Genomic DNA, 17858 nt, shown 5'->3' with positions numbered 1-17858 from the left:
ATTTGAGTCTAACAATTAAAGACTAATGACTTCAGGCATTGGTAAACTACCCAATAACACCAGACAACGGAGGAAAAATCATGGGTAAGTACGATAAATTTTTTGAATCAGAAGAGGTATTGGAAGAATCACTCACTCCCAATGAAGCAGTCGCAGCAGTCGCTATTGTGACTGCGATTGCTGATTCTTCCATAGAAGATGTGGATGCAGATCTATTAACGGATATTCTCTGGGGGTTTGAGGTTTTTGACGAATATTCCGATGATGAATTACTAGAAATGATCGATAAACTACTAGCGCTTGCTGAAGATGAAGGAGTCGGAACACTTTTTAATACTGCTTATGAATCCTTGGATGATGAACTAATACCAGATGCTTTTGCTGCGGGGGTGAGTATGCTGGTGGATGAAGAAGAACTGCGTATCCCCAGAGGGAAAGCAACTCTACTCAAGAAACTACAACAAGCCTTAGAACTAGAAGATGAAGAAGCAAAGAAAATTGTAGACGAAGTTATTACCGCTTTTGAAGAAGCAGAAGACGAAGAATTACTCGATGAAGACAATGAACCATTACTAGAATCAATGTCTAGCCAGCAAATATATGAGTCACCTGCTGGTAATTTTGCAGTCCCTGTTCCATCTAGCCTAGAACAGGGTGCTAGAATTGATACTCAAGAAGGAGTAGTGACTTTTTCTGATGATCTTGGTTCCTTATTCCGAATCGATTATAGTCCCCTGCCTACTCAACAAATGGATGACATGGAAGCTGTGGGACAGGAGGAATATTTAAGGTCTATTCTTTTGAATAAGTATGTACCTAGTGCGATCGCATCCAATTTACCGGATGCTTCCGTGGATCACACGCAATACCTACCAGATATATTAGAGGGCGCTTACTTTGCATTAGTGAATATGCCCGAAGGTTCAACAGTTCCCAAAACAGGGAACAATGGTACTGCCGTTAAATGTGATGCCTATCGAGGACTATTAGCATTTATTGATGGAGACTTCTTGTATATAGTCAGTAGCCAACGCAGCTTTTGTGATGGTGAGACTCCTAAGAGTGTCAAACAAGAAGCCGAAAATCTTAAGCAGCAGATTATTAGTTTCGTGGATACTATCGAGTTTACTTAGTTTTAGTAGGCGATCGCACTTCATAATATTCCGATTCAGAAGGTGGTTTGTTGAGAAAGTCGCCTTCTGTTTTTGCTTGGGAATATAAGGAGACACCCAAGACAAATAACAAATGACCAAAAATTTAACAAATGATTAACAAAAAGTCCTAAACTGAAGATTGCATTGTGTATAGTTTTGAGCTTGACGAATCACCTGTGCGGAAAATAGTAATTGCCGGAAACTGGAAAATGTTCAAAACCCAGGTAGAATCCCAGGAGTTTCTCAAGGGATTTCTGCCTACCTTAGAAGATACCCCCCAAGATAGAGAAGTGGTATTATGTGTACCCTTCACTGATTTAAATGTTTTATCTAAAAGTTTGCATGGTAGCCGTGTACAACTGGGGGCGCAAAATGTCCACTGGGAAGACAGTGGTCCCTATACGGGTGAAATTTCCGGACCGATGTTGCAAGAAATCGGGGTACGCTATGTAATTGTCGGTCACAGTGAACGACGCCAGTATTTTGGGGAAACGGATGAAACCGTCAATTTACGCCTGAAAGCTGCTCAAAAACATGGTTTGATTCCGATTTTGTGTGTAGGCGAAACTAAACAACAACGAGATGCGGGGGAAACAGAATCACTGATTATCAGTCAGCTAGAAACAGACTTAGTAAATATCGATCAGGGTAATTTGGTGATTGCTTACGAACCAATTTGGGCGATTGGTACTGGCGATACCTGTGAAGCCAGTGAAGCCAATCGAGTCATCGGTGTTATTCGCAAGCAATTAAAAAACCCTGATGTGCCGATTCAGTATGGCGGTTCAGTCAAACCGAATAATATTGATGAAATTATGGCTCAGCCAGAAATCGATGGTGTGTTGGTGGGAGGAGCAAGTCTAGAACCAGCAAGTTTTGCCCGGATTGTGAATTACAAGTGAATTACAAGTAGTGAGGTGGGCAATGCCCACCTAGCCTAGTGAGATGACAAGCAACTTGACTATCCGCGATCGCTGTTTCGAGTGGGGACGGCGGACTTATTTGATGGGCGTTTTAAATGTTACGCCTGATAGTTTTAGTGATGGTGGCGAATTTAATGCGATCGCTTCTGCTTTAGCCCAGGCGCAAGCACTCCAAGCAGCTGGGGCAGATATTATCGATATCGGCGGTCAATCAACTCGCCCTGGAGCAGAGCAAATTTCTGTCACTGAGGAACTCAACCGTGTTTTGCCGGTATTACAGGTCTTACGCCCAGAAATTTCCCTACCAATTTCTGTAGATACTACACGCTCAGAAGTCGCGATCGCTGCACGAGAAGCAGGTGCAGATATAGTTAATGATATTTCTGGAGGCATGTTTGACCCAGAAATGCTACCATCTGTAGCCAAGTTGGGTGTGCCAATTATTTTAATGCATATGCGTGGAACCCCTCAAACCATGCAAAAAATGACTGACTATCAAGATTTAATGGGGGAGATTGGCAATTTTTTCTCAGAACGAATTGCAACAGCAATAGCTACAGGTATTGATCAACAAAAAATTATCATCGATCCTGGCATCGGTTTTGCCAAGAACTACGAGCAAAATTTAGAAATTTTTCGCCGTTTGCCGGAATTACGAAAGTTTAACTGTCCGATTTTGGTAGGTCCATCGCGTAAAAGTTTTATTGGTCACATTTTAAACCAACCAGACCCGAAAGCTCGTGTTTGGGGAACAGCAGCGGCATGTTGTGCTGCTATCTTTGCAGGAACTGACATCCTCCGAGTTCACGATGTCAAACAAATGCATGATGTTTGCTTAGTTGCAGATGCAATTTTTCGACAGTCGTGACTATTTGTTGATTGTTGTTAGTTGGTTGTTTGTTTTTTGTTAGTTGTGATTATGACAAATGACAAGTAACCAATGACTTTTTTATACAGAACCATTCTCTGATTTGTTGTTATTACCTTCTTGAGATACCGTCTGAGCAATCAATTCCATCATATCAGCAGATTTTCCAGGGTCTACAAACACGACTTTGGCATTTTCGCTTTCACCTAGTCTGTAACTGGCATTAATATAATCTTGTGCTACAAGATACCGCAAAATATCCTTGTTTCCAGGGTTATCACGTAAAGCTTCAGCAATGATTTCCATCGACCTCTTGGTTCCTTCTGCTTTTTTAACTGCGGCTTGCCGTTCCCCTTCTGCTTCTAAAATAGCAGCACGGCTTTTAATTTCAGCTGCTCGCTGCTCTTCCATCGACTTCCGCACACTTTCAGGTAGGGTAATACTTTGAATATCTACGCGCAGGACTTCTACTCCCCATTTGGGTGTAATAGCATTTAAGCTGTCCAATATAGCTCTATCCATATCAGATCGCAAGACATTAGTTTCTTCCAAGGTGTGTTGAGCCAGGATTTCTCTAATAGTGGTTGTAGCCAATTGAGACAGCGCTGTTTGCAGATCTTCAATCTCATAATAGCTTTTCTTAATATCTTGAATCCGCCAAAATAATACTGCGTCAATTTCTACATAGATATTATCTTTAGTAATAATATTTTGAGGCTTGATGTCTAAAATTTGTTCTCTTGTCGTATCCTCCATCACAATTTGATCTAGCAAGGGAATAATGAAGTTTAGACCAGGGTCTAGTTTGCGATGATATTTACCTAAACGCTCTACAAGAGCTTCATTGCCTTCGTTAATTAATTTAGCAGAGCCTAAGGCATAGCCCATAAGCACTAAGACTATAGCAATGATTGGTTCCATATATGCTCCTAATTAAGCTTTGAGGGGATTTACTTTTTACTTTAAGGACTTAATTATAATCTGTCCTATTTTTGTGTCTTCATGATTTGAATATAGTTGAATGTGTAAGTTAATATCACACACAGTCTATTCAAGCAAGATACTCGAGCAAGAAGCAAGGCTATTAAAGCACTTTCGCACCCATAGTTGCAAGCGCTAATCTTGTGATTAAATTTACCAAGTAGTAGGGTGTAAAGGTATGCTGATACCATTTCACAAAATTTTTGATACCAATTCTCTCCCTTGTCTTCCTTGTCTCCTTAGCCACTAAATGTATCAGACTTATATAGTGAAACGGTATCAGAGGCTTAGGGTGGAGTGATGGGGAGGTCGGGAGTATGAGGACTATGAGGAGTATGAGGGGTAATAAACCACTAACAACCAACAATCAACAACTACATATACACTGGCAATGTAAAGTGGAACCATGCACCGTTACTGGGTGAAGAATCTACCCATATTTGACCGTAGTGAGCGCGGATGATACGTTGGCACAAACACAGACCGATGCCATAGCCTTCTTTACTTTCATCTCGTTCTAGGCGGAAATGGTTTTCAAAAATCCGATCGCGATTTTCTTCAGGTATACCAGGTCCTGTATCACCAATACTAAATTGAACTTTTTGGGTTGTGCGGTGCAGTCCTGCCACAGAGATTGTACCGCCTTCTGGTGTATATTTAATGGCATTATCCAGGAGGTTTATCAATACCTGACGGATGCGTTCTGGATCGGCGTAAACTTGGGGCAAATCTTTGGGAATATCCTTTTCTACTTTTAAGGATTTAGCTGCATAGCGATCGCTCAATTCTTCCAATACATCCAAGCACAGTTGTCCCAAATTCGTTTTTTGCGGCTTGACTGGAAATTCTCGCTCGTTATTACGACCTGCTTGCAAAAGGTCAGTAATCATACGGTCTATGATGCGAGTCTGGTTACGAGCTTGTTTAAATAAGTTAGTTGTCGTTGTTGGCGTTAGCCGCTCAAAACCTGCTTTGTCTGGATTATAGTTGGATTGTAGAGTTTCTATAGCTATGGCAGTGGCTGTTAGGGGATTGCGAAGGTCATGAGCTAACATCGCAATCACCCTGTCTTTAAATTGCAATTGCTCTTCGAGTTGCTCTTTCTCTTGTTTTAAGCGAAAAATTTCATCTGACAGGTGTAGCAGTTCGGCGGAGAGAGCCACCGAACGAATAGAGGATTTAGAAGATGAAGCATTACGACCGTTATCCTCTGTATTTTCTTGCAGGTCAGTCTGTAATTTTACATAGGCATCCACTGCGGCTTGCCAGCGAGGCCACCAGCTTTTGAGCTGCGTAATTATATTACTACCAGCCAGAACATGTCGAGGTTCTGGGTGAATTTTGATTAAAGCTGGTGTTGCTACCAATTTAAAGTGTTCAGCCAAATAGGGTTGTTGTCCAACATCAACAATTTGGAGTTCAAACTTGTAGTCAGCCTGCAATTCTTTCAGATACGCACGAATTCGCTGGACTTGTTGTCGAGACTTTGGTCGTCCATCGACAAAAAGTAACAACTGTAGTGGAGCTTCAGAAGAAATAGGCTGATCCTGGGAAGCTTGCATGTAATCGTGTTTTAGCACTGGTAACAAACCGACGACGCTTAACAAAAAGTAAAATCGATTGGCGTATGTCGATGATAATGGTCTTTCTTGTTTTTCAATTTAATATCTATTTTAGATTTTTCATACTCCTATTACCCATTGGTTTTTGAGATAAAATCATGTCTTTTTTAACTGTTTGCTCCACTGTAGTGACAGGTCTTATGCTCTAGAGCCTAAGTTGCGATCCTCGCCAAATCAAAATCTTTCGTCAAGAGCAGATGAATTGATTTATACAATAGGTTTTTGACTATGACAAGAACAGGCTATTGGGGATGTAAACTAAGCCCAAAGTTAAGGGCGATCGCATCACCAATAACACACTGATACAGCTGTTAATCACACAGCTAAATTGAGTACAAACCACAACCGCATTTTCCCAATCACACGATTTCAAGATTCTTGGGAAACACTACCAAGCTTGAATGCTTTGCAGCGGAATGTCAAAATAATTACTGATGGGTTTTTAGTTGCACTTTAGCGCTAACAACAAAATCGGCGAACTACCACCAGCCGTGCAATACCATCAAGTTTTTGAAATGGCTAGCACTGGTAGTTTTTGGTTTTGGCTTATATAGCTTACCATCTTCAGCTAAATAGTCCTAGCGATCGCTTTCCTTTTCTGTAGTTGGTTAAAGCAGGTGTGGTCTTATTTCCAGCTTAGCACCTTCGACTACAGTTCACACCTGGAATCAGGGATTGGGAATTGGGGTGTTAGTGTATTATTCTCCCTTGTCTCCCCATTCCCCTTTCCCCGTTCCCTGTTCAAATACGCTAGGGTAGGAATTGACACTCAATTTTTGATTTCCTGTGCTGTACTTTCAACGTTCAGCTGTCCTTCTCAGTTTGGCAGTATTACTTACTTCACTCACAGCCTGTACCAATAGTAATATTGGTAAAAGCCTTGAGCAGTCTTTAGCGGCAGATCCTCGACTCAAAGATAACCCAGTTATTTTTGGCGCTAACCAAAAGCCTAATAGCGATCGCCAAAATCCCAACCAATCCACCCAGCCAACAGTCCAATTACCAGCGGATTTCCCCAAAGATATCCCTATATATCCCAACGCCCAAATACAGGAAGTGTCTGCTGCAACTAACTCAGAAAACAAAGTAACTACTCGCTGGCTGAGTTCTGATCCAAGCAATTTCATTGCCAGTTTTTATCGCAATCAGTTGCCAAGTAATAATTGGCAGGTTTCTCAACAACCTGCTGATGACAGTGGTGGTACTTTTATCGCAAAGCGCAATGATTTGCAGCTTGTAGTTTCTATTCAACCAAAGTCAGTCACTAACGCTGCACCCAATCAACCACAGACAGCCACCGAACTCCTCATTGAGTACCAGCCAAACTCCACAACTACAGCTCAAGCTAGCCCAAATCCCAGCAGCGAAATTACCAGTAATGATAATGCCCCTCAACCAGGCAATCCACAGTTCATTGGCCCTGTACAACCAGAAGGTTCACTCACCCAACCAAATGGTACATCCAATACTAGTAACTCTACACCAACAGTAACATCCAGCACTCAAGAATTCAGCGACTTAAACAAAGCACCCCAAGAACTGCAAAAATATATTCAAGATGTCGCTCGTTTGGGTGTTTTGTCTGTAGAGTCTCAAGCTACGAAAAACAATTCCACAGCCACAACCAACCTGTTTGAACCAAATAAAAACATCACTCGTAGAGAATATGCTCGTTGGCTAGTAGCTGCTAATAATGCTATGTATGCCAACATTCCATCTAAACGGATTCGCTTGGCATCAGCAAACGCACAACCAGCTTTTAGTGATGTACCAAAAACAGATCCAGATTTTTCAGCTATTCAAGGACTAGCTGAAAGTGGTTTATTTCCGAGTCTTTTGTCTGGGGATTCTACACAAGTTTTGTTTCGTCCAGATGCACCATTGACGCGTGAACAATTACTCATGTCGAAAGTACCTCTGGATACCCGCCAAGCTTTACCTACTGCTAGTGTCAGTGCAGTCAGCCAAACTTGGGGTTTCCAGGATGCAGCAAAAATTGACCCCAAGGCGTTACGAGCGATACTAGCTGATTTCCAAAATGGAGAACAATCAAATATTCGTCGAGTCTATGGCTATACGACGCTTTTCCAACCTAAAAAACCAGTAACTCGGGCTGAAGCGGCGGCGGCGTTATGGTACTTTGGTACTCAAGGCGAGGGTATATCGGCAACTGAGGCTTTGAAATTAACACAGAGTCAGGCTCAGCAGTGAACATTTTTCATTTTTAGCCATAATAAGAAATAGTAAAGATAAATATTGGCGAAGATTTGACTTACTCATGATAAAATCCTTCTGACTACGTAGCTTTACGTAGTCATTTTTAATGAGCAAGCTTTATTAGATAACAAAAATATTTGGTACCGAGTTGCATTCATATGATATTACCTCACCCCGCCTTTGGCATCCCTCTGTGTGAGTTCGGAGTCCCTACTCCCTTAAGGGAATGGGGATTAGGGGATGGGGGTGAGGTTTTTAAATACAACTTAGTATGAGTTAATTTGTTTAGAAAAACTAGTCTTTTTGCAGATCTAGCTATCAATAATAAGGACAAAATTAATATGAAAAAAGGACTGATTGCGGCAGGATTTTTGCTCATATCTTTTCTGTTGCCGCTGAAATCTTTAGCTACAACACATATTAGTAAAATTTACGTATTTGGTGATAGTCTTTCTGATCCTGGTAATCTTCATAACGCCACCAAATCCCAAATTCCACCAAGTCCACCCTACTCTGATGGACGTTTGTCCAATGGCCAGGTATGGGTAGAATCTCTAGGAGACGAGCTAGGATTATCCCCGACTTTATTTACTGAGTTACAGAACAGCACCCCCACCGATGGTATTAATTATGCCTTTGCTGGAAGTAGCTCTGGTCTGAGTAATACTTTTGTTCCTGAATCATTATTACCAGGAGTGCTTGGGCAGGTTGGTTTATTTACCCGCTCCTTACGAGAAAGCAATCAATCAGCTGATCCAAACGCACTTTATATTGTTTGGGGTGGTAGCAATGATTATGTATTTGGTAATGTCACTGATGTTAGCCAACCAATTGCAAATTTATCAAGATCAGTAGCATTACTAGCCCTTGCGGGTGCTAAAAATATCATGGTAATTAACTTACCAGATTTAGGCAAGCTTCCTTTGACATCAGGTCAAGAAAATTCCAGTCAATTAACAAGTTTAAGCCGCAAACATAACATAGCATTGGCAGCAACTTTAAGTAGTTTGAGTACAGTTCCTGGCGTTAATATTATTCCTATTAATATTAATTCCCTATTTCAAAGGGTGCGACGTTTTCCTAGCGAATTTGGTCTTACCAATGTTACCGATGCTTGTCTAGTAGGTGATTTTGACGATATTGCCCAAGGAAATTTCACTGTATGTACTAATCCAAATGAATATTTATTTTGGGATAGTGTACATCCGACGACACGCGCCCACAGCATCGTAGCAGAAACAGCACTCTCCGCGCTGGATACTCAGCCCGTGCCCGCACCTTGGCCAAATCAGGAATCTGAGGATTTGCTGCTGTTGAAACAATAGGAATACTCAAGCTTATTCCAGCAAATCTGGTTCTTGTCGCACCATCATTTCGTACAAAGGTTGAAAACTAAACCAGCCTTCATTAAACCCAAAACGAGAAAACAAGCGAAACGCCGCTGCTAGGCGTTGCTTGCGATGTAGACGTTCTTCTTCAGGTGTAGAAAAAGTTGGAGGTTCAGGAAGATTAGGTTTTTCAACAGAGATAGCTTGCATTTTACCCACCTAATATTATGATTGTTTGCATTCAAAAGCTTATATATCTCTGAGTATACTTATACCCATTTGAAAAAAAATTGCGATAACTTGACATCGCAAACGCTGATCCAATAAATGTTTCACAATCCAAAATCCAAAATCGTATTATGTGGGATTACGACCACTTATTCAAAATAATTGCAGAATTGGTAATGCACCACTCTCCTAGTGGTGCTGAAACAGAAATTAATAAATACTTAATGCAGAGATTTACAAACTTGGGAGTAAAAGTATGGTGCGATCGCGCAGATAACATCATTGCCAAAATACCTGGTAAAAATTCTGACCAAGCGATCGCCATCACTGCTCATAAAGATGAAATTGGTGGAATTGTCAAAAGTATTGGTGAACAAGGTAGAGTCGAAGTCCGTAAATTAGGAGGTGCATTTCCGTGGGTTTACGGTGAAGGTGTTGTCGATTTACTAGGCGATCATACAACTATCAGTGGAATTCTCAGTTTTGGTTCTCGGCACGTTTCCCACGAATCACCACAAAAAGTCCAGCAAGAAGACACTGCTGTGAAATGGGAAGATGTCTGGATTGAAACTAAACGTACCACTGCGGAACTAGAAGCTGCTGGCATTCGACCGGGAAGTAGAATGGTGATTGGTAAACATCGCAAGCATCCAATTCGGCTAAAAGACCATGTTGCCAGTTATACACTGGATAACAAAGCCTCCGTTGCCATTTTGTTAGCCCTGGCAGAAAAGATGAAACAACCAGCAGTTGATGTTTATTTAGTTGCATCAGCAAAAGAAGAAGTGGGGGCAATTGGCGCACTTTACTTTACTCAAAACCAATGCTTGGATGCCTTAATTGCTTTAGAGATTTGTCCTTTATCATCAGAATACCCCATTGAAGATGGCAAAAGCCCTGTAATTTTATCTCAGGATGCCTACGGTATGTATGATGAAACCTTAAATGGACAACTGCGCCAATCTGCTAAACAACTACATATACCAGTGCAACTTGCAATCTTAAATGGTTTCGGCAGCGATGCTTCTATTGCCATGAAATTCGGTCATGTCGCCCGTGCTGCGTGTTTAGCCTTCCCGACACAAAACACCCACGGTTATGAAATTGCTCATTTAGGAGCGATCGCCAATTGTATTGATTTGTTACAAGTCTTTTGTGAAACTCAATCATTTGTTGGTTGTTGATTGTTGATTGTTGATTGTTGGTTGTTATTAATTGGGGAATGGAAGTTTACCAATTACCCATTACCCATTACCCATTACCAATGACCAAAATTCTCTACAATAATCCCAGAGTGGTTGATAAAAGGTATCAGCAAACAAATGCCTAAGACCGTTGCCGACGTAATGAGTCGTGACCCAATTGTTGTCCGACCCGAAACTCCTCTGAAGGAAGCTATCCAAATTCTGGCAGAACGACGCATCAGTGGTCTACCTGTTGTAGATGACGCCGGTAAATTGGTAGGCATTATTTCGGAAACTGATTTAATGTGGCAAGAGACAGGTGTTACGCCTCCAGCGTATATTATGTTTCTTGATAGCGTGATTTATTTAAAAAATCCGGCGACATACGAACGCGATTTGCACAAAGCCCTGGGGCAAACTGTTGGCGAAGTTATGAGTAAACAACCGATCACTGTCTCCCCAGACAAAACTCTCAGAGAAGCCGCCAAAATTATGAACGACCGCAACGTTCACCGTCTACCAGTTCTTGACAGCGAGGGTCAAGTAATTGGTATTCTTACCCGTGGTGATGTGATTAGAGCAATGGCAGCAGGCCAAGATTAATAATTGGTTGGTTGTTGTTGGTTGGTAGTTCTTCCAATCAACCATCAACTAACAACAATCAACAACATACCCTTAAAAAGTGAGATTAATAAATGAGTGTCAATCCTGAATCTGTAAAACAATTACTGGTGTCTGAGGATTTGGGCGATCGCTTACGAGCAGTGAATCAAATTCGCCAATTAGAACCAACCATTGGTTTTGAATTAATTCAAAATGCTATTAATGACAGTAATTCCCGTGTGCGTTACTCAGCCGTTAGTCAGTTCGATACCTTGGGTGGACAAGATTTAGATTTGTCCTTGAGTATATTACGCGATCGCTTGCTCAATGACCCAGAACCAGATGTGCAAGCAGCAGCAGCAGACTGTTTGGGTGCTTTAAAGCTAAAAGCAGCTTTTGAAGATTTGCAGCAGCTTTATCAAACTAGCAATGAATGGATTGTGAAATTTAGCATTATTGCTACTTTAGGAGAATTGGGTGATCCGCGATCGTTTGAACTACTTCAACAGGCACTTTCCTCAGACAATGAATTAGTGCAAACTGCTGCTATTAGTTCTCTTGGAGATTTAGGAGATACACAAGCAGTTCCTCTTTTAGCTCCCTACGCTACAAACCCAGATTGGCAAATTCGCTATAGAGTTGCACAAGCTTTAGGTCGTTTGAGAAGTACAGACGCCAAAACTATATTAGAAACATTGGTGAATGATGAAGTGGAGGCTGTTGCAACAGAAGCGCAAAAATCTCTGGAAAATTTCTAATATCATTTCACCTGTCTATTGAATAAAATAAAAATCGGTTCACAAATTAGATGATTTTGTTGGCAAATTAAAAACGAACCCAAGCAATCAGCGTTAATCGATGCACATTTGAGTGGATTTGAATCTACTTAAGCTATCAACCCACAATTTATTGCAAGGCGAGAAATTGGTGCAAAAGCAAAGCTGTTATGCTAAAAGGCAATTTACCAACAGAATCATTAGATTGGTGAACCGATGTTTATGAAAATTATTTACTTAATACGTATAATTTTCATAAACCAAGTAGTTAATATCATTTACAATCTCCTTGTTTTTTGAGTTAAGTAATTCTTTGATAATTTTGCGTATAATTTAATTTAGTAATTTTAAGTATTTTTCCCAAACTTATTTTCAAAATTAAGAACAGGTAAATGTTCTGATTTTGAGATGACAATTACTCGGATACGGAAATAACATACGGATATGTTTCAGAAGAAGCACAAAAATTTGTGTCTGATACCCGAAATCATCCTTAGTTATTTCTAATAAATCATGCAAAAAATCCCTACTTTAGCAAAAACACTGATAGCATTTTCTGTCGGATTAAGTGTTGCTGCTGCTATGCCCTCAGCACAAGCAGCTTCTCTAGTTCCTCAATTAGAAGGAGAAGTACAAACAAATCTCGGATGTCTTGATCCAAATCAATGTATTGACACAACTTCATTAGGTTACACAGTCACAAGTTTAGATTTTGATGGGGCTGGTGGTTATGGGCCTAGCCGACTATTTGTGGATACTAGAAGCACTTCTAACATCTATGAAGGACAAGGTTTAAAAGTTAGTTTTGGTACAAAAGATGCAGGCACAAATCCAGCATTAAACGAATATTGGTTCCGTCCTGTAGCAATTACAGAAAGCGGTAATTTACCTGAAAGTGGACAATTAGAAGTTGGTCGGTTCTTACTTGAGTTCACAGAGGTGATGTCGGAAATAACTTTAGACTTTTTTGATGTAGAAGATATAGGCACTGCTATCTTGATGCTCAATGGTGAAGATATTACTGATTTAGTTTTACAAGCTGGCAAAAATAATGGTATTCAGTCATTAACTCTTCACAATGTCAAGTCTTTTGAGGTGCAGTTGGGTAACACTTCTTCTAGCAAATTTCCAAAAACTGGTGATGGTGTTAATCTCAGAGGTAATGTGGTACCCAAACCAGTACCTGAAGCAGGAACTACCGTCAGTTTAGGTGCTTTAGTAGTGGTCAGTTTATTTGGTTTAAGGCGACGGGGAAAAACCGCATCAGTAGCTTAGAAATTGATCATGAGATTACATACTCGTGGTCTACCGCAGAAACCTTAACTTGTTGTGTGATTTCGTAAAAATCCGGTTTCTCAACTTTTAAGAAACCGGATGCTTATAATTCAATAATATTGAATTAAATTAATATTTATTTGAAAAATTATTATTAACAAAGTTCTCCTTCTGTTTAATTAAATTGAGTAGGTATAGTAAATAAGTCCAGCACTTAATTACTCTAAACTACTCAATTTTTTTATGGGACATTTTAATTTTTATCTCAATACAGTTCATATTACCCATTCCTATTACCATCCCACGGGACAGTATAAGTATTTAAGCGAACATGATATAATTGATATCTTGCACCAGATTTTCAGAGCGCCGATAAATAAATTTATTGGCTCATAGCTAAATCAGATAAATCTGCCTAAGAATGTCTTTGAGTCCGTTTCAACGGACTTGTGCTATTAGCCTTGGAATAAATTCCAAGGCGGGATATGGTGTAGGTGCAAGATATCAGTCTACTTATCAGTGTAAACCACAATATTTTTTTGATTATTACTATTATTTAAAATAATAATCAATTTAACTGAATCAGGAAATTATCAGTATTAAGTTAAAAAAATATTTTTATAAATAGTTAATAACACGTATAAACATTGTATTTATGCGGATAAAATTTTGATTTTTATCTGTAATTAAAGATCATGTGAAATATATTTTTTGCTCTAGCAAATTCGGCAACTTATCTATTAGCTTAGTGGTGCATCAATAGTACATCATCATTTTTTTACTGCTACTTTCATATCAGGTTTGCAGAAGGGGAATCATGCCTAAGTTTAATTTTTTAGCAACAACGATAGGAACAGTTTTGGGTTTGGGCGTAGTTGCTGCTATGCCTAATGCTCATGCTGCTTCTCTTATTCCTAGCCGGGAAGGCGAAATCAAGACTAATCTGGGCTGTTTTGTTCCAACTACATTATGTATTGACACAACTCCATTAGGTTATACAGTAACGAGTTTAGATTTTGATGGGGCTGGTGGTTATGGGCCTAGCCGATTATTTGTAGATAATAGAGCCACTTCTAACACCTATGTAGGATCATCTCTCAAAGTTAGTTTCGGAACAAAAGATGCAGGCACTAATACAGGAGTCAATGAATATTGGTTACGTCCTGTAGCAATTACAGAAAGCGGTAAGTTACCTGAAAATGGTCAATTAGAAGTTGGTCGGTTCTTATTTGAGTTCACAAAGGTGATGTCGGAAATAACTTTAGACTTCTTTGATGTAGAAGATATAGGCACTGGTGTCTTACTGATCAATAACAGTCCTGTTGGCAGCTCGATGTTGTCTGCTGGCAAGAACAACGGTATTCAGACTTTGACTTTTTACAACGTCAAATCTTTTGAAGTGCAGCTAGGTAATGCTTATTCTAGTAAGTTTCCGAAGTATGGTGATGGTGTAAACTTGGGAATCAAGGGGACACCAAAAGCTGTACCAGAAGCTGGGACAACCCTGGGCTTAGGTGCTTTGGCAGTTGCAGGTATGTTTGGCTTACGGCAACGTAAAAAGAGTGTGCTTGCAGGCTAAAGCCAATACAGTTTTAGCTGCTGATGTGTTCAGCAGCTTTTTTTGAACTCTGTGTGATGATATCAAGCAATTTTGTGAACTCCAACAAAGTTCATTGTTACGCAGTGATACTCATCTATCGTCCATTTGGCTGTAGTCCCATTCATAGCGATCGCTTCTATTTCTGTGTTTTGCTAACTTTTTAGCAAGAAGTAAACTTGCTAGTTTATTTGCTAGAAAAATTAGTGACACAAATTACAGAATTTCTAAATCCAAATCATTCCTGAGGAGTATTGTTGTTACTTTGGTTGAGAAAAAAAAAGATTTTAGTTAAAACTAAAAGTAGATATTATTTTATAAATTTTGTGGCGTGGGGAGTACTATGATGGAAAGACTTTTGCTAGCTATAGTACTAACATTTACTTTAATCATTTTTACCGAACTGAAATGGCCTTCTTTCGCTCAGACTACTAGAGTCATAAATAGCCAAAACAGGCTGGTTTTTAATTTCAAGCATAACAATTAAAATATCTAGCATCATGGCTGCTTGCATACGGCAATAATAAAAGCCCCGGCTAACACCCTTTCACTATAAGTTTGATAAACTTAGCGACTAAAAGACAAGGAGGAGAAAGAAGGCAAAGAGGATAATTTGCATCAATCAATATTGTGAAATGGTATAAAATAACCGAGGCTACTCACAAAAAGTCCGCAAATCTACTCAAAACCCCTCATTTTTGAGTTATTTGGCGTTGCAATTGTTTCAAATTTTGATACATATCAGGTAAGCGAGTCAAAATCGTAGACACTTTTATAAACTGTTTATGAGGGATAGCGGGAGTGCCAGAGACAATTTCTCCTGGTGCAACATCACTGTGAATACCTGCTTTAGCAGAGGCGATCGCACCATCGCCGATTTTTACTTGGTTGGCAATTCCTGATTGTCCTGCTAAGATTACGCGATTGCCAATTTTCACTCCTCCTGCTATCCCCGATTGTCCTGCTAATGCACAGCCTGCACCAATTTGGCAACCGTGACCTATTTGTACTAAGTTGTCAATGATTGTATAGCGACCAACCCGCGTTTCACCGACGGCGGGACGATCAATAGCACTGTTACAGCCAACAACAACACCATCTTCTAAAACCGTGTAACCAGATTGTTCGACTTTGAGCCAACCAGTAGCAGTCGGCACAAAGCCAAAGCCTTCTGCACCGATGACTGCACCACTGTGAATTTCACAATCTGCACCGATGAGAGTACGTTCATGGATAGTGCAGTTAGCGTGTAAAGTTGTGCGATCGCCTATCTTAGCATCGGGATAGATAACGACATTGGCATGGATGCATACACCACTGCCAATTTCTACTCCTTGATGAACTACTACATGAGGTCCAATATAAACATCATTGCCAATTTTCACATTTGGGTAAATGACGGCAGTAGGATGAATCTCTGGAGTAGGACGCCAAGGCTGGTAGAAAAATTTGAGCGTTCTTGCAAATATTAGTTTTGGTTCTGGGGTGGCGATCCAAGCAATACCGCGTTCTTGTGCTTGTGCCTGTAATGCTTCATCTTGAGGCAAAATTAAAGCACTTGCACCAGTTTTGCCTACCATTGCGGCAAATTTTGCCCCTTCAATGTAGCTGAGAGTACCACTTGTCGCTTCATCAACTGCCGCCATCCCAGCAATTTCTGGATCATTGTCTTTATTGAGATTAAGGCTATTACAGATGGCAGCATCACCAAGTTTTGCTAGTATATCGCTAAATTTCATAAAACCTCATAGAAGATTTAAGGGTAGGGTGCTATTTTCGGTTAGGCAAAAGGTTAAAGGTTAAGGGGTAAAGGCTGCTCAAATCCCTTACCCCTTACCCGTTCCGTAATTACTCCTTCAGCAGCAAATAATATAGAGTACCATTACCACCGGTAATACCGGCGCGATCGCCTGCTAGTTTGCCAGTTCCCATAAAATAATCTACCCGTCCCGGGCCTTTAATAGCACTGCCAGTATCCTGATCTAGAACGAAGCGACTAACCCGGCGCTTAACCAATTTTCCCTGACCAGCAGGATAAGGAAATGAGGCATTAATGATTGCTAACGCTCCTGGCGGCATGAGAGATTTATCTGTGGCGATCGAACGCTCTGCTGTGACTGGTACGCCAATACTGCCAGTTGCAGGTGTACCCCCAGTTTCTTTGAAGAAGACAAACCGTTCCCACCGTGGTAGATAGTTATTCATCTCCTTGGGGTGCTGGCGAAAGTAATTGACCAAGATAGGCATTGTTAAATTTTGTAAAGGTAACTTACCATCTTTGGCCAGTTCTTTGCCAATACTAGTCCAAGGATAGTCTGTGCCTCCCGCGTAGCCAACAGAGGTAATTTTACCATTAGTTAATTTGAGTTGGGCAGAACCTTGGATATGTACTAAATATGCATCTAAGCGATCGCGCAACCAAAATAATTCCAAACCATGTAACTGACTTTTATTACCCAGTAAACCATCTTTACCTTCTAGATCGATCCGTGTAGGATGCGGTTTTACCCATTTGTCAAAGTTGGGTGGCAATCTATAAAGAGGATATTTATATACAGAAGTACGAACTTTACTAGCAGTGTAAACTGGCTCATAATAAGCGGTGAACTTTACCGTACCTTGACCGTCATTGCCAACAGATTGATAAAAATCAAATTCTTGACGCACAGCAGCTTGCAGTTGAGCTGGCGATTTGGAACTAACCACCAACTGGCGAAAACGCTGCAAGCTACGACGGACACGATCAAGGGTGATTTCAGGAACAGGATAATTTTGATACGCTGCTAGTGCCTTGTTTGTTGTCAGGTAACGTAAACTGTGGTCAATGGATGCTAACAAAGCTTTGCGATCGCCCTGTTTACTCTTTCCACTCCAAAGCTGTTCATCCCAACCCAAACATTGATGAACGGGTTTACAGTCCGTTCCTAACCTCACTAGTTTTAGTGGTGGTGATAACTCTGGTGGGGGTAACGGTTCAATGGGGCTAGCTGGTGATGGTAAAGGCGTTATGTTAATAGGAACCTGAGCCAACACAGAGCAAACAGGATTTACAAAGCTAAGTCCCAGACTCAAGGAAACTAAAGCAAGCGTTTTTCTCATGAT

At 40.5% G+C, this 17858-nt stretch carries 15 protein-coding genes; 10 read left to right on the top strand and 5 right to left on the bottom strand.

Annotation, left to right across the window (positions count from 1 at the left end; genetic code table 11):
- Nucleotides 1–80 precede the first annotated feature (80 nt).
- The 3 genes from UYK_RS0119480 (at nucleotide 81) to folP (ending at nucleotide 2945) form a co-directional block, all read left to right on the top strand.
- On the top strand, nucleotides 81–1133 hold the full coding sequence (locus UYK_RS0119480) for a tellurite resistance TerB family protein (protein WP_009454228.1): 1053 nt from the start codon (nucleotides 81–83) through the stop codon (nucleotides 1131–1133).
- Between the two features lie 197 nt (nucleotides 1134–1330).
- The gene (tpiA, locus tag UYK_RS0119475; RefSeq protein WP_026086521.1) at nucleotides 1331–2056 is read left to right on the top strand and encodes a triose-phosphate isomerase; all 726 of its coding nucleotides are present in this window, start codon (nucleotides 1331–1333) and stop codon (nucleotides 2054–2056) included.
- Between the two features lie 43 nt (nucleotides 2057–2099).
- On the top strand, nucleotides 2100–2945 hold the full coding sequence (gene folP, locus UYK_RS0119470) for a dihydropteroate synthase (RefSeq protein ID WP_009454224.1): 846 nt from the start codon (nucleotides 2100–2102) through the stop codon (nucleotides 2943–2945).
- Nucleotides 2946–3026: 81 nt separating this feature from the next.
- On the opposite strand, the gene UYK_RS0119465 is transcribed toward folP, so the two are convergent.
- Nucleotides 3027–3866, bottom strand: coding sequence for an SPFH domain-containing protein (locus UYK_RS0119465; RefSeq protein WP_009454222.1), 840 nt, complete (start codon nucleotides 3864–3866; stop codon nucleotides 3027–3029).
- Nucleotides 3867–4300: 434 nt separating this feature from the next.
- Nucleotides 4301–5506, bottom strand: a complete 1206-nt coding sequence (locus UYK_RS0119460) for a histidine kinase (RefSeq protein WP_180962348.1) — start codon at nucleotides 5504–5506, stop codon at nucleotides 4301–4303.
- Between the two features lie 828 nt (nucleotides 5507–6334).
- Between UYK_RS0119460 and UYK_RS0119455 the strand changes: the two genes are divergently transcribed.
- On the top strand, nucleotides 6335–7759 hold the full coding sequence (locus tag UYK_RS0119455) for an S-layer homology domain-containing protein (RefSeq protein WP_009454218.1): 1425 nt from the start codon (nucleotides 6335–6337) through the stop codon (nucleotides 7757–7759).
- 347 nt (nucleotides 7760–8106) lie between these two features.
- Entirely contained in the window at nucleotides 8107–9090 is a 984-nt protein-coding gene (locus tag UYK_RS0119450) for an SGNH/GDSL hydrolase family protein (RefSeq protein ID WP_009454214.1), read from the top strand.
- A gap of 12 nt (nucleotides 9091–9102) precedes the next feature.
- Here the strand turns inward: UYK_RS0119450 and UYK_RS0119445 are convergent, their stop codons facing one another.
- Entirely contained in the window at nucleotides 9103–9303 is a 201-nt protein-coding gene (locus UYK_RS0119445; RefSeq protein WP_009454212.1) for a hypothetical protein, read from the bottom strand.
- Between the two features lie 149 nt (nucleotides 9304–9452).
- On the opposite strand from UYK_RS0119445, the gene UYK_RS0119440 reads away from it, so the two are divergent.
- The 5 genes from UYK_RS0119440 to UYK_RS0119420 all read left to right on the top strand — a co-directional run bounded on the left by UYK_RS0119440 (nucleotide 9453) and on the right by UYK_RS0119420 (nucleotide 14738).
- Nucleotides 9453–10505 (top strand): M42 family metallopeptidase, encoded by a 1053-nt coding sequence (locus UYK_RS0119440; protein ID WP_009454210.1) that lies wholly within the window; start codon nucleotides 9453–9455, stop codon nucleotides 10503–10505.
- Nucleotides 10506–10643: 138 nt separating this feature from the next.
- Nucleotides 10644–11108 (top strand): CBS domain-containing protein, encoded by a 465-nt coding sequence (locus UYK_RS0119435; RefSeq protein WP_009454208.1) that lies wholly within the window; start codon nucleotides 10644–10646, stop codon nucleotides 11106–11108.
- Between the two features lie 92 nt (nucleotides 11109–11200).
- Nucleotides 11201–11866 carry a phycobilisome degradation protein NblB gene (gene nblB / locus UYK_RS0119430; RefSeq protein ID WP_009454205.1) on the top strand — a complete coding sequence of 222 codons (666 nt, stop codon included), beginning with the start codon at nucleotides 11201–11203 and terminating at the stop codon, nucleotides 11864–11866.
- Between the two features lie 531 nt (nucleotides 11867–12397).
- Nucleotides 12398–13159, top strand: a complete 762-nt coding sequence (locus UYK_RS0119425; protein WP_016871989.1) for an LEVG family PEP-CTERM protein — start codon at nucleotides 12398–12400, stop codon at nucleotides 13157–13159.
- A gap of 817 nt (nucleotides 13160–13976) precedes the next feature.
- Entirely contained in the window at nucleotides 13977–14738 is a 762-nt protein-coding gene (locus tag UYK_RS0119420; protein ID WP_016871988.1) for an LEVG family PEP-CTERM protein, read from the top strand.
- A 710-nt stretch (nucleotides 14739–15448) separates the two neighbouring features.
- Here the strand turns inward: UYK_RS0119420 and lpxD are convergent.
- Both lpxD and mltA read right to left on the bottom strand, forming a co-directional pair.
- Complete coding sequence (lpxD, locus tag UYK_RS0119415; RefSeq protein ID WP_009454199.1) at nucleotides 15449–16495, bottom strand: UDP-3-O-(3-hydroxymyristoyl)glucosamine N-acyltransferase; 1047 nt, start codon at nucleotides 16493–16495, stop codon at nucleotides 15449–15451.
- Between the two features lie 109 nt (nucleotides 16496–16604).
- Nucleotides 16605–17855 carry a murein transglycosylase A gene (gene mltA / locus UYK_RS0119410; protein WP_009454197.1) on the bottom strand — a complete coding sequence of 417 codons (1251 nt, stop codon included), beginning with the start codon at nucleotides 17853–17855 and terminating at the stop codon, nucleotides 16605–16607.
- Nucleotides 17856–17858 lie beyond the last annotated feature (3 nt).

The sequence above is a fragment of the Fischerella thermalis PCC 7521 genome (assembly GCF_000317225.1).
GTDB classification, from domain to species: Bacteria; Cyanobacteriota; Cyanobacteriia; order Cyanobacteriales; family Nostocaceae; genus Fischerella; species Fischerella thermalis.
Note: the sequence above shows the minus strand (reverse complement) of the source record. Positions and strands in the feature narration are given on the sequence as shown.

Excerpts from the sequence above, each read along its gene's own strand:
- UYK_RS0119425 (WP_016871989.1), top strand. The coding sequence starts at position 12,398 with ATGCAAAAAATCCCTACTTTAGCAAAAACACTGATAGCATTTTCTGTC.
- UYK_RS0119480 (WP_009454228.1), top strand. The coding sequence starts at position 81 with ATGGGTAAGTACGATAAATTTTTTGAATCAGAAGAGGTATTGGAAGAA.
- UYK_RS0119420 (WP_016871988.1), top strand. The coding sequence starts at position 13,977 with ATGCCTAAGTTTAATTTTTTAGCAACAACGATAGGAACAGTTTTGGGT.
- UYK_RS0119435 (WP_009454208.1), top strand. The coding sequence starts at position 10,644 with ATGCCTAAGACCGTTGCCGACGTAATGAGTCGTGACCCAATTGTTGTC.
- lpxD (WP_009454199.1), bottom strand. The coding sequence starts at position 16,495 with ATGAAATTTAGCGATATACTAGCAAAACTTGGTGATGCTGCCATCTGT.
- folP (WP_009454224.1), top strand. The coding sequence starts at position 2,100 with ATGACAAGCAACTTGACTATCCGCGATCGCTGTTTCGAGTGGGGACGG.
- nblB (WP_009454205.1), top strand. The coding sequence starts at position 11,201 with ATGAGTGTCAATCCTGAATCTGTAAAACAATTACTGGTGTCTGAGGAT.
- UYK_RS0119445 (WP_009454212.1), bottom strand. The coding sequence starts at position 9,303 with ATGCAAGCTATCTCTGTTGAAAAACCTAATCTTCCTGAACCTCCAACT.
- UYK_RS0119440 (WP_009454210.1), top strand. The coding sequence starts at position 9,453 with ATGTGGGATTACGACCACTTATTCAAAATAATTGCAGAATTGGTAATG.
- UYK_RS0119465 (WP_009454222.1), bottom strand. The coding sequence starts at position 3,866 with ATGGAACCAATCATTGCTATAGTCTTAGTGCTTATGGGCTATGCCTTA.
- UYK_RS0119450 (WP_009454214.1), top strand. The coding sequence starts at position 8,107 with ATGAAAAAAGGACTGATTGCGGCAGGATTTTTGCTCATATCTTTTCTG.
- mltA (WP_009454197.1), bottom strand. The coding sequence starts at position 17,855 with ATGAGAAAAACGCTTGCTTTAGTTTCCTTGAGTCTGGGACTTAGCTTT.